The organism is Kosakonia sp. H02 (genome assembly GCA_030704225.1).
Taxonomy (GTDB): Bacteria; Pseudomonadota; Gammaproteobacteria; order Enterobacterales; family Enterobacteriaceae; genus Kosakonia.
This window is the reverse complement of record CP131915.1, coordinates 1,982,454-1,995,943: the sequence shown is the minus strand read 5'-3', so window position 1 is coordinate 1,995,943 and position 13,490 is coordinate 1,982,454. Positions and strand designations below refer to the sequence as shown.

16 protein-coding genes and 1 pseudogene are annotated in these 13,490 nt (G+C 55.4%); 3 read left to right on the top strand and 14 right to left on the bottom strand.

Annotated features, from left to right (window positions below; genetic code table 11):
• Positions 1-57: 57 nt before the first annotated feature.
• The 4 genes from Q5705_09440 to Q5705_09425 all read right to left on the bottom strand — a co-directional run bounded on the left by Q5705_09440 (position 58) and on the right by Q5705_09425 (position 2,398).
• Positions 58-735, bottom strand: coding sequence for an AroM family protein (locus Q5705_09440; protein ID WLI78738.1), 678 nt, complete (start codon positions 733-735; stop codon positions 58-60).
• A gap of 232 nt (positions 736-967) precedes the next feature.
• The gene (gene yaiA / locus Q5705_09435; GenBank protein WLI78737.1) at positions 968-1,159 is read right to left on the bottom strand and encodes a protein YaiA; all 192 of its coding nucleotides are present in this window, start codon (positions 1,157-1,159) and stop codon (positions 968-970) included.
• A 50-nt stretch (positions 1,160-1,209) separates the two neighbouring features.
• Positions 1,210-1,734, bottom strand: coding sequence for a shikimate kinase AroL (gene aroL / locus Q5705_09430; protein ID WLI78736.1), 525 nt, complete (start codon positions 1,732-1,734; stop codon positions 1,210-1,212).
• A 202-nt stretch (positions 1,735-1,936) separates the two neighbouring features.
• Positions 1,937-2,398: a YaiI/YqxD family protein gene (locus tag Q5705_09425; protein ID WLI78735.1), complete on the bottom strand. Its 462-nt coding sequence runs from the start codon at positions 2,396-2,398 to the stop codon at positions 1,937-1,939.
• Positions 2,399-2,528: 130 nt separating this feature from the next.
• Between Q5705_09425 and proC the strand changes: the two genes are divergently transcribed.
• A complete protein-coding gene (gene proC, locus Q5705_09420) occupies positions 2,529-3,335 on the top strand; it encodes a pyrroline-5-carboxylate reductase (GenBank protein ID WLI79001.1) in 807 nt (268 codons plus the stop codon).
• Positions 3,336-3,373: 38 nt separating this feature from the next.
• Here the strand turns inward: proC and Q5705_09415 are convergent, their stop codons facing one another.
• The 6 genes and pseudogenes from Q5705_09415 to Q5705_09390 all read right to left on the bottom strand — a co-directional run bounded on the left by Q5705_09415 (position 3,374) and on the right by Q5705_09390 (position 8,464).
• Complete coding sequence (locus Q5705_09415; protein WLI78734.1) at positions 3,374-4,897, bottom strand: FAD-dependent oxidoreductase; 1,524 nt, start codon at positions 4,895-4,897, stop codon at positions 3,374-3,376.
• Positions 4,898-5,066: 169 nt separating this feature from the next.
• Positions 5,067-5,387 (bottom strand): phosphate starvation-inducible protein PsiF, encoded by a 321-nt coding sequence (gene psiF, locus Q5705_09410; GenBank protein WLI78733.1) that lies wholly within the window; start codon positions 5,385-5,387, stop codon positions 5,067-5,069.
• Positions 5,388-5,562: 175 nt separating this feature from the next.
• Positions 5,563-5,859, bottom strand: a pseudogene (locus Q5705_09405) (alkaline phosphatase).
• Positions 5,860-5,961: 102 nt separating this feature from the next.
• The gene (gene iraP / locus Q5705_09400; protein ID WLI78732.1) at positions 5,962-6,222 is read right to left on the bottom strand and encodes an anti-adapter protein IraP; all 261 of its coding nucleotides are present in this window, start codon (positions 6,220-6,222) and stop codon (positions 5,962-5,964) included.
• Between the two features lie 191 nt (positions 6,223-6,413).
• Complete coding sequence (locus Q5705_09395; GenBank protein WLI78731.1) at positions 6,414-7,610, bottom strand: multidrug efflux MFS transporter; 1,197 nt, start codon at positions 7,608-7,610, stop codon at positions 6,414-6,416.
• A 170-nt stretch (positions 7,611-7,780) separates the two neighbouring features.
• Positions 7,781-8,464 carry an extensin family protein gene (locus Q5705_09390; GenBank protein WLI78730.1) on the bottom strand — a complete coding sequence of 228 codons (684 nt, stop codon included), beginning with the start codon at positions 8,462-8,464 and terminating at the stop codon, positions 7,781-7,783.
• Between the two features lie 106 nt (positions 8,465-8,570).
• On the opposite strand from Q5705_09390, the gene ddlA reads away from it, so the two are divergent.
• Complete coding sequence (ddlA, locus tag Q5705_09385) at positions 8,571-9,671, top strand: D-alanine--D-alanine ligase (GenBank protein ID WLI78729.1); 1,101 nt, start codon at positions 8,571-8,573, stop codon at positions 9,669-9,671.
• A gap of 3 nt (positions 9,672-9,674) precedes the next feature.
• On the opposite strand, the gene Q5705_09380 is transcribed toward ddlA, so the two are convergent.
• Positions 9,675-9,911, bottom strand: coding sequence for a DUF2754 domain-containing protein (locus tag Q5705_09380; GenBank protein ID WLI78728.1), 237 nt, complete (start codon positions 9,909-9,911; stop codon positions 9,675-9,677).
• 267 nt (positions 9,912-10,178) lie between these two features.
• On the opposite strand from Q5705_09380, the gene Q5705_09375 reads away from it, so the two are divergent.
• On the top strand, positions 10,179-10,487 hold the full coding sequence (locus Q5705_09375; GenBank protein ID WLI78727.1) for a DUF2755 family protein: 309 nt from the start codon (positions 10,179-10,181) through the stop codon (positions 10,485-10,487).
• On the opposite strand, the gene Q5705_09370 is transcribed toward Q5705_09375, so the two are convergent.
• The 3 genes from Q5705_09370 to Q5705_09360 form a co-directional block, all read right to left on the bottom strand.
• Positions 10,484-11,593 (bottom strand): DUF1615 domain-containing protein, encoded by a 1,110-nt coding sequence (locus tag Q5705_09370; protein ID WLI78726.1) that lies wholly within the window; start codon positions 11,591-11,593, stop codon positions 10,484-10,486. The two genes, Q5705_09375 and Q5705_09370, sit on opposite strands and share 4 nt — an antisense overlap.
• Positions 11,594-11,605: 12 nt before the next feature.
• A complete protein-coding gene (gene sbmA / locus Q5705_09365) occupies positions 11,606-12,826 on the bottom strand; it encodes a peptide antibiotic transporter SbmA (protein ID WLI78725.1) in 1,221 nt (406 codons plus the stop codon).
• Positions 12,827-12,955: 129 nt separating this feature from the next.
• Positions 12,956-13,489: an isochorismatase family protein gene (locus Q5705_09360; GenBank protein WLI78724.1), complete on the bottom strand. Its 534-nt coding sequence runs from the start codon at positions 13,487-13,489 to the stop codon at positions 12,956-12,958.
• Between the last annotated feature and the right edge of the window lies 1 nt (position 13,490).

Sequence of the window (13,490 nt, the reverse complement as noted above, 5' to 3'; positions counted from 1 at the left end):
AAACACTATAGAGGCCGGGCTTTGCCTCTGTCACGCTAAATTGCGCTGAACTGCGGCCTAGACCAGCAGTTCAGATGCCAGCCGCGCGACCAGAACATTGGACAATAATACCGGGACATCAAGCGCTCTCTGGAGTAAATCACGGTGATATTGATGGAAGCCAAGGCAATCGAGCATCAACACATCGGCTCCGCGCTCCAGCAACTCTTTTCCCGCATTAATCAATTCAGACTCGCTCGATAAGAAAGGATGCGCCAGCACATAGTAGGGCTCATTTTCCAGCACCTTCCATTTTCTCTGTTGCTGCGCCATCAGTTCGGGGATCGGCACGATCACGCCCACCTGGTGCCCATCAACAATCGACGCAACCAGTGGCGGAATAATGCGTTGCGGCTCCACCAGAATGGCATTACGGGCGTTTAACCCGCGAACATCTGCCGTGCTCATCAACAAAATGACGTCGTAACCCTGGTTGTCCAGCACTTCGATAACGCTTTGCAGATCGCGCTCGACTTTCTCGCGGGAAACCATACCGAGGCTATCGTCGCTCAGACGCGTGGGGATCGCGCTTTCACCGGGATCGACGCAATAATCAATGCGGACGTCTTCCGGATCCATCTTCCCCAGCAGGCTAATATGGGTGATTTGATCTTCTGAAACATGCTCCGCCAGAAGCGGTATGATCTCTTTTACCGGCACCACACCTACGGTGAGGATCGCCAAAGTCGCACTCATTTCTGATTTCCGCCTTTCTACACTGCTTATTCTTATGCGTTCTCGCTACGGCGCACTGCCAACAATGCATCGTGTCGTCACTGCTACCGTGTAAAGAAAACATGCCACTCCGTGTTCTTATATTTTCCGGTAACAATGAATATGAGTCAGTGACTGGCATTAAGCCAGTCAAAAAATGTGACGCAAGCGACTTTCTTACGCGTCCAGGAATTTCCCAGGGGAAACCGAAAGCTTAACTTTTGTCCGGATCTTCGTAACGCTTTTTGGCGTCCAGCGCCTCTTGCTCCGTGGGATGCTCGCTGATCAATGAATCGGGTTTCGGGTGATCGGCGCGCAGTTCATACCAGGTCACCTTCGCATCGCTCGCTCCTTTTTCAACAGCAACAATGCGGGCTTCACGCGGATAGGGCGGTTTAGTCGGCATAGCTCTTCCTCTTTTTGCGGTTCGAGCTGTAAGTATAGACAAACGTTTCGCTAACTGGCGCGCGCCAGTTGCAGTGCCGCTTCGATCTCTTCCACCACCTGCGCGGGCGGTTGCGCCGCGTTGACCACGTAATGCGCCGCTTCCCGGTATAACGCATCGCGCGATGCCAGCACTTCACTGACCTCTTCGCTGATGGGTTTGCCAGTGAGCGTCGGGCGTTGTCCCTCTTCCGGGAACGCTTCCAGCCGTCCTGCCAGCACATCGACCGGCGCACAGAGATAGACCACTACCCCGTTTTCACGCATAAAACGGCGGTTATAATCGCTGAGAATAATCCCGCCGCCGGTCGCCACCACCTGAGCCGGTGCGCTAACCGCTTCCAGTGCCGCCGTCTCACGGGCGCGAAACCCTTCCCAACCTTCGTTATCAACAATCCCGGCGATGGTCTGTTGCGCGGCCTCCTGCAACCAGCTATCGGTATCAACAAACTGGCATCCCTGCGCCAGCGCCAGCGCCCGGCCAACGGTGGTTTTACCGCAGCCGCGTGCGCCGATAAGAAAAATGGGTAGCGTCATGAGCAGGTGTTCCCTCCGGATCCCATGCGATGTGGGACACAAAATAAGACGGCGATGATATCACTAAACGAGTACAACATTCATCGTAAGAATAACGTTACACTTTTGCGAAATTTTCAGGAGAAGCCCGACTGGATGGCGCTTTCCCTGTAAAGATTCCTTACCGGCGACCACAAAGTCTGACAGGCCCGCACGCCAGCGTTTACTGCGTCTGGCGGCGTTGATTTTCCAGTAGCCACTTATCCAGTTGCGCGGCAAACTGCTGGCGATCGCGCTGGGAAAGGGTATCCGGCCCGCCCGTCTGGATGCCGCTGGCGCGCAAGGTATCCATAAAATCGCGCATCGTCAGCTTTTCGCGAATGGTCGCTTCAGTATAGCGTTCGCCACGCGGGTTAAGCGCCGCCGCCCCTTTTGCCAGCACATCTGCCGCCAGCGGGATATCGGCCGTTATCACCAAATCACCCGCCGCGCACAGGCGCACAATTTCATTATCGGCAACGTCAAACCCCGCCGGGACGCGTAGCGATCGAATCACGCGCGACGGCGGTACGCGCAGAGTCTGGTTGGCCACCAGCGTCAGCGGCGTCTGTGTACGCTCGGCTGCGCGAAATAAAATCTCTTTGATTACGTTCGGACAGGCGTCCGCATCTACCCAAATCGCCATGGTCGCTCCTTATGCTGTGCGGCGCATTGTCGCTTTTATTGTCCGCCGGGGAAAGCAGAGATCCTTTCGCCCTGACGGGCATTCCACGTTAAGCTGTGTGCCACACGTGATAAGCAGAGAGAGGGAGATGATGGAGAAAAAAATCGGTTTTATCGGCTGCGGAAACATGGGAAAGGCGATTCTGGGCGGCCTGATTGCCAGCGGGCAAGTGCAACCGGGGCAGATCTGGGTTTACACCCCCTCGGCGGATAAAGTTGCCGCCCTGCACGATGAGTTTGGCATCAATGCCGCGCAAAGCGCGCAAGATGTGGCGCAGATGGCGGACATCGTCTTCGGCGCGGTTAAGCCGAACATCATGGTAAAAGTGCTCAGCGATGTCGCCTCCAGCCTGAATAAAGAGACGCTGGTGGTTTCTATTGCCGCAGGCGTCACCCTCGATCAGCTGGCCCGCGCGCTGGGCCACGATCGCAAAATTATCCGCGCCATGCCCAATACCCCCGCGCTGGTTAACGCCGGTATGACCTCAATCACCCCGAACGCGCTGGTGACGCCGGAAGAGACGCAAGAAGCGCTGACGATTTTCCGCAGCTTTGGCGAAGCGGAAGTGGTTAATGAGGCGATGATCCACCCGGTGGTGGGCGTGAGCGGCTCTGCGCCCGCCTATGTGTTTATGTTTATCGAAGCGATGGCCGATGCCGCCGTACTGGGTGGGATGCCGCGCACGCAGGCTTATAAATTCGCCGCCCAGGCGGTCATGGGTTCCGCCAAAATGGTGCTGGAAACCGGCAAACATCCGGGCGAACTGAAAGATATGGTGTGCTCACCCGGCGGCACCACGATTGAAGCGGTGAAAGTGCTGGAAGAAAAAGGCTTTCGCGCAGCGGTCATCGAAGCGATGAATGCCTGCATGGCGAAATCCGCCAAACTGAGCAGCTAATAGCATGCGCCACGGCAACCGGTGCCGTGGCGTCATCGTCAGGCGAGCATTTCGCTTGCGGCATGCATGCTGATGGGCTGCTGCATTTTCACCAGTAACCCCGCCGTCGCGGTGTTTTCACCGCAGCTCAACACCGCTTTTACTATCCCGTTCTGGCCGTAGAGCACGGCAAAACGTTTGTTCTCAAACGAGCCCAACATTTTCATGCTGTCCCATTCACGGGCATAGCCAAGGTATTCAAAGCGAGTCCCGAAGTGGGTGGTCCAGAAAAACGGCACCCGGTCAAAGGGCTGCTCTGCCCCCAGCATATTTAAGGCGGCGATACGCCCCTGCTGTTGCGCCACGCGCCAGTGTTCAATACGCCGACGCCCTTCCGGCGCAGGATAGCTGGCGATATCACCCACGGCCCAGATATCCGCTGCCGCGCGCAGGGTTTCATCCACGGTCAGGCTGCCATCCTCTTCCTGCGCCAGAGAGTGCTCCATCTCTGTAGCCGGTTGTACACCGGTAGCAAACACTACCACCTGAGCAGGCAACGTTCGGCCATTTTTCAGGGTGACGCCCTGCACATGCTCCTCGCCCGTCAGCGCCGTCGGTTCTCCGGTAACAAATTTCACGCCATTTTGTTTATGCAACTCCATAAAGTGTCGCCCCATCTCCTCACCAAACTGCGGCACAAACGGCAGTTCATGGCGCGATAGCACGGTGACATCGACATCCTGATTGCGCAGCGCTGCCGCCAGCTCCATGGCGATAAAGCTGTTGCCGACAATCACCAGTTGCTGCTCTTGTTCCACTTCGCTGAGTAACGTTTGTGCCTGGTGGATGTCGCGCAGCACATGCACGCCCGCCAGATGGTTGCCGGTAACGTCCGGCCACACCGGTTGCCCGCCGGTCGCCAGCAGTAATTTATCGAAGCCAATCTGGCGACCATCGGCAAGGGTTAGCTGATGGCCCTGGCTATCAAGCGCGGTCACATTTTCGCGCACCGTTTCGACGCCCGGCTGTTCGTAGAAGGCGTCATCCAGCAGATGCGGCACTTCGCTGATTTTCATTTTGCCCGCCGGGACAAATTTACTGAGCGCCGTGCGGTCATAAGGCGCTTCGTCCTCTTTATCAATCAGGATCAGATGGCCGTTAAAACCGGCATCGCGCAAGGTCACCGCCGCCGCGCTGCCTGCGGCTCCCGTGCCGAGGATCACCACCGTTTGCGGGCGATCGCCACGAATTTTCGTATGGCTGGCCGGTGAGAGCGGGCGCGGATTAACCAGCACCCGGTTCTGCTCAATATGTACCGGGTATTGCTTCAGGTTTTGCAGCGCCAGCGGCTCGCACCACTCGCCGTTAGTAATATCGAAATTGGCTTTATGCCACGGGCAAATCAGCCTGCCGTCGCAAACAGCCCCCTGCTCCAGCGGCGCGCCAGCGTGGGGGCATTTGCTTTGAAAGGCGCGCACCTGGCTCAGGGTGCGAATCAGGATCATTGACGTGCCGTCGACATTGAATTTGACTGGCTGATTTTCCGGCAGATCATTTAGTTTTGTAACGTGTTGATAGTTCATAATTTTGCTCCCGTATTGGTGTGGCAAAACGGGCGTAACGCCAGGCGGCGTACAACCGCAAAGAAAAAGAAAAAGTTAACGTAGCTCACAAATTAAGCCTGGCAGAGATTAAGCGAGGAGCAACAAAGCGGGAGGAACAGGGGCGCATACCCGCGCCCACGTGATTGAATTACGGCTGTTTTTTCAGGCAGGCGCTCATGAATTTACTGCGATCTTCCCCTTTCAGGGACTGCTGGGTTGCCTGGGCATTACATTCGCGCATGCGCTGCTGCTGCGGAGACAAGCTCTTTTGCCCCGGCTCGGTTTTGGTGTTTTTCAGGCAGTCACGCATATAGTGCTTGCGGGCATCCCCCGCGAGGGTTTGCGCCGTGGCCTGTTGGTTGCAGAGGGTCATACGTTGTTGTTGCGGGGTCAGTGTTTTTTCAGCGGCGCCCAGCGCGGTGACAAACAGCAGACCGAAGATGAGGGTAACCAGGAATGTTATTTTCATCGTGCCATCCTTCTGTCAATGAACCCTTTAAGGATGGTCCTAATTGATGAAAAAACCACCCGGTGGCAAAGATTTACCACCGGGCAGCGATCACTTCAGGTTCAGCGCCGCTCTCATGGTGTAGAACAGATCGGTCTGATCCGTCAGCCCCACCACGTTGCCCGCATGGAGCGGCCGAGTCGATGCCTTTAAAGTAGCCACCGGCACCTTCGACGTAGTTGCGCGCGGCGGTTATTTCGGAATCACCCATGCCGTCGCCAATCAACAAAATAATATTTTTTGCGGGCTTATCATTCAGAGAATCGCGCAGAGCGGCAGTCTGGTCGCCACTCAAACGACGGGCACCGCCAGGGGTGGAAATATCACCATGAGCGGCGTGATTTTCAAGCACCTGGACATCAGAAGTTTCAGCATAAATAGCTGGCGAAAATAACACCGGTAATAAGGCGAGGTATAATGCGCTCTGTTTCACTGTAATATTCTCCGTGTACAAATACTTAAAGAAAATAAAACAGAGCGACTATAGGCAGTGCAGATGTCAGTGAGATGACAGCCCGTTCAGGCCAACAAGGTGTCAGCTACGCGGGTGCAGTAAAAGCTTTTTTATGTATTGTCGCAAAAGCTCCGTGTCCTGATGTGAGACCTGATCGCCCGGATGGACTTCGTTCAGCGCGCCTTCAATGCTCTTAACTAACGCTTGCTGCTCCGGGGCTGCCATACGACGCAGCAGTGCAGTCACGACAATTTCCAGGGCCTCAACCTGTGCAACCAGTTCTTTTGACTCTTCTTCTTTTTCCGCAAGCTTAACCAATAACTCAGCGATGAGATTTTTCATGTTCTATTTCCTTATGGGGTGTTGCATGAAGTTATCATTCGACGTTGTTGTTGCAAAGCGGGTGCATCTACTATTTTTGAGAATTAATTCACAATGCCAGTAAGGTCATTCTCAAAATAGCGATAACGAAGCGGTTAGTTTATATAGGAAATTATTATGTAAGGGCCGAAAAAGGTATTTCCGGCCAGTTTTTATCTTTTTTGCTCCACGCGGCGAAATGCCAGCACCAGTTGCCAAAGGTTAATCAAGACGACGATCGCTGTGGCAACAAATACCCAGCGAAAGCCCGCCATCGCCGATACCGTCGCGCCCATTAGCGGGCCCGCAACGTTGCCGAGGTACATAAAGGACTGGTTATAACCAAAGATGCGCCCGGTGACCTGATCGCTGGAGTACTTCAGCAACAGAGTTTGTACCGCGGGCAGCATTGCGCCATCGGCAAAGCCCAGCAGGAAACGCAAAATACCGAGTTGCAGTGGAGAAGTGACGAACGACATGGCAAAAAACAGCACCACCGCACAGGCCAGCGTCGCCATTAAAATGCGCGACGTCCCGATGCGATCGCCGAGTTTCCCCAGCCGTGGCGCAGAGATCAGCGCTGACATCCCCGGTACCGAGGCGATAAGCCCGCTGAGAAATGCAATGTTGGCGGTATCGGGAGATAACGACTGAATAAACAGCGCCAGAATCGGCCCCACCGATCCATTACAGAGCTGAATGACCATGGTGGTCACAAACAGGCTGATGACCAGCGCCGGGTAAGGAAGTGTGGAGAACACCGCTTTGCCACTCAGCCGCTCGCCCTTTTTCACCTTCGGCCTGCCCCCTTCTTTGATCAAAAACAGCGTCACCAGGAAGCTCACTATCAGCAACAGCGCGGTGATGATAAACACCATGCGCAAACCTAAATGGTCTGCGAGAAAACCGCCCATTAGCGGGCCGCCAATCACGCCGCTGATTTGTGCCGTCGACAGTGTGCTTAGCGCCCAGCCGCTGCGCTCGCGCGGCACCTGCGAGGCCACCAGCGCCATCGCATTGGGGATATAACCCGAGGTCAGCCCCATCACACCGCGCAGGATCAACAACTGCCAGATGTTGGTGGCGAAAGCCTGCAACAGAATGGCGATCGCCATGCCGAGGGAGGCGCGCAGCAGCATCAGCTTGCGCCCTTTGCGATCCGCCAGGCTGCCCCACATCGGCGAAACGATGGCCGAAACAAGGAACGTGATGCTGAAGGTTAAGCCCGACCACATCGACAGCGCTTCGTGAGAAGTGACGCCCAGTTGCGCGACATACAGCGGCAAGAACGGCAGAATTTGGCTGATGGCAAGCCCGGTAAAAAAACACCCGAACCACACCGAGATAAGATTGACCTTCCAGGATTCCATAAATACGCGTAGTTATTAAGGTTTTGGCAAACGGCGCACAGAGTAACAAGTTTGCGCCAGCGATGAGTTACCAGATATGCGCTTCGCGCAACTTTGGTGTTTTATCTTTCCGGTCTCGTTTGTCGCCATCAATGGCGTGGAAAAATCTCAAAATGCTCAGTGATTTATGCTTAGCGGCAGAGGCCAAACCCGCGCATGCCAAGGTGAAAATGGTTGGCGTGCGCGGCGTTATACTCCGGCCCAAGGCCGTTTCCATAGTAGCCGCAACTGGCGCTAAGCATCGCGCGTAGCCACGGTTGCGTCCGTGCCTGCCGCCAGCCGCGCAGCACCGTTATCTGCTCGCCGTTAGCCAGCCGAAAGCCGCTGATATCAAGCGCTTCGGCGCTGGCATGTTCACTGCGCCGGGCATCTGCCCGGTTATAAATATTGCGGCAGGCGTAACTGCCTAAATGATCGATGCGCGTTAACGCGCTGCCCATCATCTTTTCACTTAGCGGCCTTGCCTGCTGCTCAACAAAAAGCGCTGAACTGAGCGCCAGCGGGCAGCTCGCCAGAAAGCTACTGCTCAGCTTCACCGGGCCGAAATCCCGCACCCGCACGACGTCCGTAAGGGGGCAATCGCCGCCGCTATTGGCCACCGGCACGGCAGAAATCAGCCGCTGTTGCCCGGCCTGTTTCAGCAGTGCCGCACAGTTTTCAGGCGTTAAGCGCCGCAGTTTGAATTGGGTAATGCGCCCCGGCGGATCGCTCAGTTGCAGTGGTGCAAACGGGTTGTAATATGACGGCAAATAGCGGTAAGCCGCATAACTCCCCGCTAACAGAACGCCAATAACAATCAGGCTTTTCCCTCTCACCTCTCCTCCTCTGCGTGATGAAAACATTATGGCAGAAGGTCGCGAATCGTGCGTTTTGACGTGCTATGGTAAGGCCTTTCTGATTTCAGTGTGAGTGAACGTAGAAATGGCAAAACTGCGGGTAGGCGTCGTCTTTGGCGGCAAATCGGCGGAGCATGAAGTGTCGTTACAGTCGGCGAAAAATATCGTCGATGCGATGGATAAATCGCGCTTTGAGGTGGTACTGCTGGGGATCGATAAACAGGGGCAGTGGCACATCAGCGATGCGAATAATTACCTGCTTAACGCCAGCGATCCGGCGCACATCGCGCTTAACCCTTCCGATAACAGCGTCGCGCTGGTTCCGGGCGTGCAACGCCAGCAACTGATTCAGGCAGAGAACAGCACCCCGCTGCCAAATGTCGATGTGATTTTCCCGATTGTCCACGGCACGCTCGGCGAAGATGGCACGCTGCAAGGCATGCTGCGCCTGGCGAACCTACCGTTTGTCGGATCCGATGTTCTCGCTTCCGCCGCCTGCATGGATAAAGACGTCACCAAACGCCTGCTGCGCGATGCCGGGCTGGCGATTGCGCCGTTTATCACCCTGACGCGCGCCAACCGCGAAAAAGTAACCTTTAGCGAAATTGAGGCTCAGCTTGGCCTGCCGCTGTTCGTCAAACCGGCCAATCAGGGCTCATCCGTTGGCGTCAGCAAAGTGAACAACGAAGCGCAATACCTTGAGGCGGTGCGCCTGGCGTTTGAGTTCGACAAAAAAGTAGTGGTGGAAAAAGGCATCAACGGGCGCGAGATCGAATGCGCGGTGCTCGGCAATGACCATCCGCAAGCCAGCACCTGCGGCGAGATTGTGCTGAACAGCGAGTTTTACGCCTACGACACCAAATACATTGATGATAACGGCGCAAAAGTGGTGGTGCCGGCGGCATTAAGCGCAGAAGTGAATGACAAAATCCGCAACATCGCGGTGCAGGCGTATCAGACCTTAGGCTGTGAAGGGATGGCGCGCGTAGATGTGTTCCTGACGCCGGAAAATGAAGTGGTGATTAATGAGATCAACACCCTGCCGGGTTTTACCAATATCAGCATGTACCCGAAACTGTGGCAGGCGAGCGGCATCGGCTATACAGAGCTTATCACTCGCCTGATTGAGCTGGCGCTTGAACGCCATCAGGCGAACAGGGCGCTGAAACTATCCGTTAACGGTTAAACATTACTTCTCACCGTTATTCATGGGCTTATCTGCCGTCTCCTCTTCAGTCGGGCGGCGGCGGATAATCAGCCCGGCGAACCAAAAGCTGATCACCCACGTCACCAGCCCCACCGCATAGGTTTGCCAGCCCCTGGCTTCAAACCCCAGCAGACCCACCACGCCGTTCAGAATAAAAATCAACCCAATCGCAAAAGCATAATAGTGCCAGTCACGGCGAATTTTCTCAGGCAGCTTCATGACAACTCCGGCAGTTAAAACCGCATCATCGCACAGCCCAACATTTGGGTCTGTGGCGTATGCGGTAAATCTGAAATGTTACGAGAGTAATTAAAACGTTACAAAAATGTGAGCCCAAACAAAAATTGATCGCCTGGGATCATTCCCGGTCTGAAATTATCACCATTCTGATGTTGACAAACCAGGACTGGTGCCAAACTAACCGGGAGTTACGGCTCTGAGCCCATTTTATTTGAGCGTTTGAAAGTAACGAGTACCGGAGGTCTTATGGCTGATTTTACCCTCTCAAAACCCTTTAAGGGCGCGAAAAAACGTGACACCTCCAGACCGGGTAATATTGCTTACGCTGTCTTTGTGCTGCTTTGCTTCTGGGCAGGCGCGCAGTTGCTTAACCTGCTGGTGCACGCCCCAGGCGTGTTTGAACACCTGATGCAAGCGCAGGACGCAACGCGTCCCCACGTTGAAATGGGGATGGGCGTAGGCACTATTTTCGGTCTTGTGCCGTTTATCGCCGGAAGCGCATTGTTAGGCGTCATCATTCTCGTTTTACGCTGGCGTCGGCATCATTCGCGCTAACGTTGCCCCATGCACGCTGCCCGACGATCGTCGACGCGCTTTGCAAACCAGGCTGTTGTCAGGTTGCGCGTGATCTTCGGGCTTTCTAACTGAATCCCCGGCAACATCTCTCTCGGCAGGCGCTTCCCGCTGCGTTTCTCCGCCAGACGATAAACCTCATCGTAGAGTGTGGTCTCTTCAAACTTTACGCTGTCGCCCCGCTCAAGCTGGCGGCGAATATCCCTGTCGCTCATCGCAAGCTGTGGCCCCAGCTTGCGCACCGCGCGTTCTGTGCTACCCGCTTCACTGCTGCCGTAGAGGATAAGATCGCCATCTAACGCCAGTTTCACGCCGGTCGCCTTGCTGACGGCATTTTGAAAAGCGGCGTTGCGGCTGGCGTAAAAGCCCGCGTTAAAATCGGCGAAACGGTAAATTGGCGCGCTGTAGTTGGCAGGATAGTTCAACAGATGATACGTGCCGAACCACAACCCGCCCCGGCGGGTGAAGACTTCCTGGCGCACCGTGCCTTTCATTTCCCACGGATAGCCGTCCGTGTGCTGCTCGGCAAAGGCGATGCTCACCTGCATTGGCCCGCCAGTGCGCACCGGGTTAAAGGAGCCAAACAGGGTTTGCCCCATCGGCACCATGCCGATCATGTCATCGAAAATGGCGCTCAGCTCTTTTTCCGTTCTCACGCGGTCCAGCCGCTCGCTGTAGCTTTTGCCGTTGGGCGAGTTGATCTTCAGCGCCGTATGCACCAGCAGCGTGGGAATATGCAACCGTTCGGCACGTTTATCGATCTCTTTCCAGGCGATTTTGCTTAACCCCGGCACCGCCGGATCCGACTGGTAATTGGACTCCTGCTGCGCTACCGCCAGCACCGAGCAGATGTTTTCCAGCGTCGGCGCAAGCTTCTGGCTTTTGAAGGTGGTCGCCAGATCCTGCGCCCAGCCATCCCTGTCTTTCACACTGGCGGGGATCTTCTGGCGCACGACGCTTGCGACATCCAGCGGCGTTTCCTTCTTTTGCTCTTTCTCCGTTTCCTTTTGCGAAAACGGGCCTTGCGCACTACAACCGGCAAGGATCAAGGTTGCCAGCAGCCAGCCAAAACGGGGGACGAAAAACATAACGTTCCTTTGTTAACCAAGATGATGAGGCACAGGCTCGATGGTGTGCCCATCCAGCTCGCGCTCAAAACTGCGCAAACGCTTATAGATAGACATCAGCTCCACCAGCGTCGTCCAGGAGGCGATCAAATACTGGAACGAACTGCGCACCTGTTCAAATACGTTAGTGATTTGGCGCATCAGACCGAAAGTGATAGCCCCGGCGGCAATCGTCGGGAACAGCACCACCAGGCCGAACACCACATCCACTTGCAGGTACAGGATACGGGCGATGTTGAAATACATATAGTGGAAATAGAGGCGAAAATAGTTCCGCCGCACGGCATTAAACAGCTCGGCAACGGTATGGGGCCGTGCGCGACCGGCGTCATCTTCGCCATACACCAGCTCTTTACGGTATGCCGCTTCCACGCGCTGGTTTTTAAATTCCAGCCCCGGCAGCTTGATGCCGATTAACGCCAGCAGCAGCGTGCCAAACAGCGCCCAACCGATGGCGGCAATCACCAGGCCGTAAGCGATATGCCCCACCAGCGGCAACTCCTGCACGCGCGGCGACAGCGCCACCAGCACCGGCAAAAAGGCAATCAACGTCATCACCGCATTGATAAAGCTGACGCCCATATCTTCAAGCGTCGAGGCAAAACGCATGGTGTCTTCCTGCACGCGCTGCGCTGCGCCTTCGATATGGCGCAGATGCTCCCAGTGCGCCATGTAATATTCGTTCATCGCCGTGCGCCAGCGAAACACATAGTGGCTGACGAAAAAGCTGTTCAGCACCGATACCGTCACGGCAATCAGCGCAATCCACAGAAACACGCCAATCTCGCTATACAGTTGATTAAGGCTGACGGTATTGGGCGCGCTCAGCGCTTTTTGAATCAGATCGTAAAACGGCTCATACCAGGCGTTGATAGCGACGTTCACTTCCACCAAAAACCAGGTGACGAAGATAATTAACGCCGTACCGAGAATTGACCAGTACTGCCAGCGATGGGGCGACAACGTAAACCAGGCCAGCGCGAACAGGCCAACGCACACGGCGTAATAAGCATAAAAAAGCAGGAAGCTGGGGCACCAAAAGCGCGTGGCGCTGATTGGCACTTCTGCCGACACGCCGGTTAAGCGCATCAGCCAGCTTTCACCGCCCGCCTGCCAGAAAATCACCGCGAGCAGCGCCCAGATAAAAGCCGACACGAAAAACAGCGTCGGCTTCGGAAAGAAGGATTTAAACATAGTGCTCTCCTGCGTACTTCTTATTATCAACGACACATGCTGTGTATCGGCTTGCCGCCGTGCGGCAGCGACAAAAAAGCGCCGCATTATGCGGCGCTGGTTCGCGTAATTCGACCTAAGGTTAACCTGTTAGTTCGTAAGCCATTCGTGAACAATTGTTTCGACAGTTTTCACCTGCACCGGATTTCCCGGCACCGTTAACGTTCGCCATACCTCGTTATAGTGATCGATAAGGGTCGCGGCCTGCGCCGCCGGGCGATTGGCGGTGGTGTGCGCATCCTGCGCGACGGTAATCGCATAGCCCCGGCTGGCCCCGTTTTTCAGCGTCGTATCAACACAGTAATCGGTGGCGCAGCCACACATCACAAATGCCGAAATATTATGCTCGCGCAGGACGTTTTCCAGCGCTGTTTTGTAGAAACCGTCGCAGGCGGTTTTGGTCACGTATAACGCGTTCGCCGGCTGGTTTAACTCTGGTAGCAGCGCAAACCCTTCACTGCCCTCTTCCAGCCCACCCGCTTCGGCATGTTGAATAAAAATTACCTGGTCTGCCGCCGCCGTTAACTGGTTAATACGTGCCACGCACTGCTCGCGTTGGAGACGCGGTGTGGCGAATACGCCGTTTTGCATATCCACGACCATCACTACCCGTTGACCTGCCATT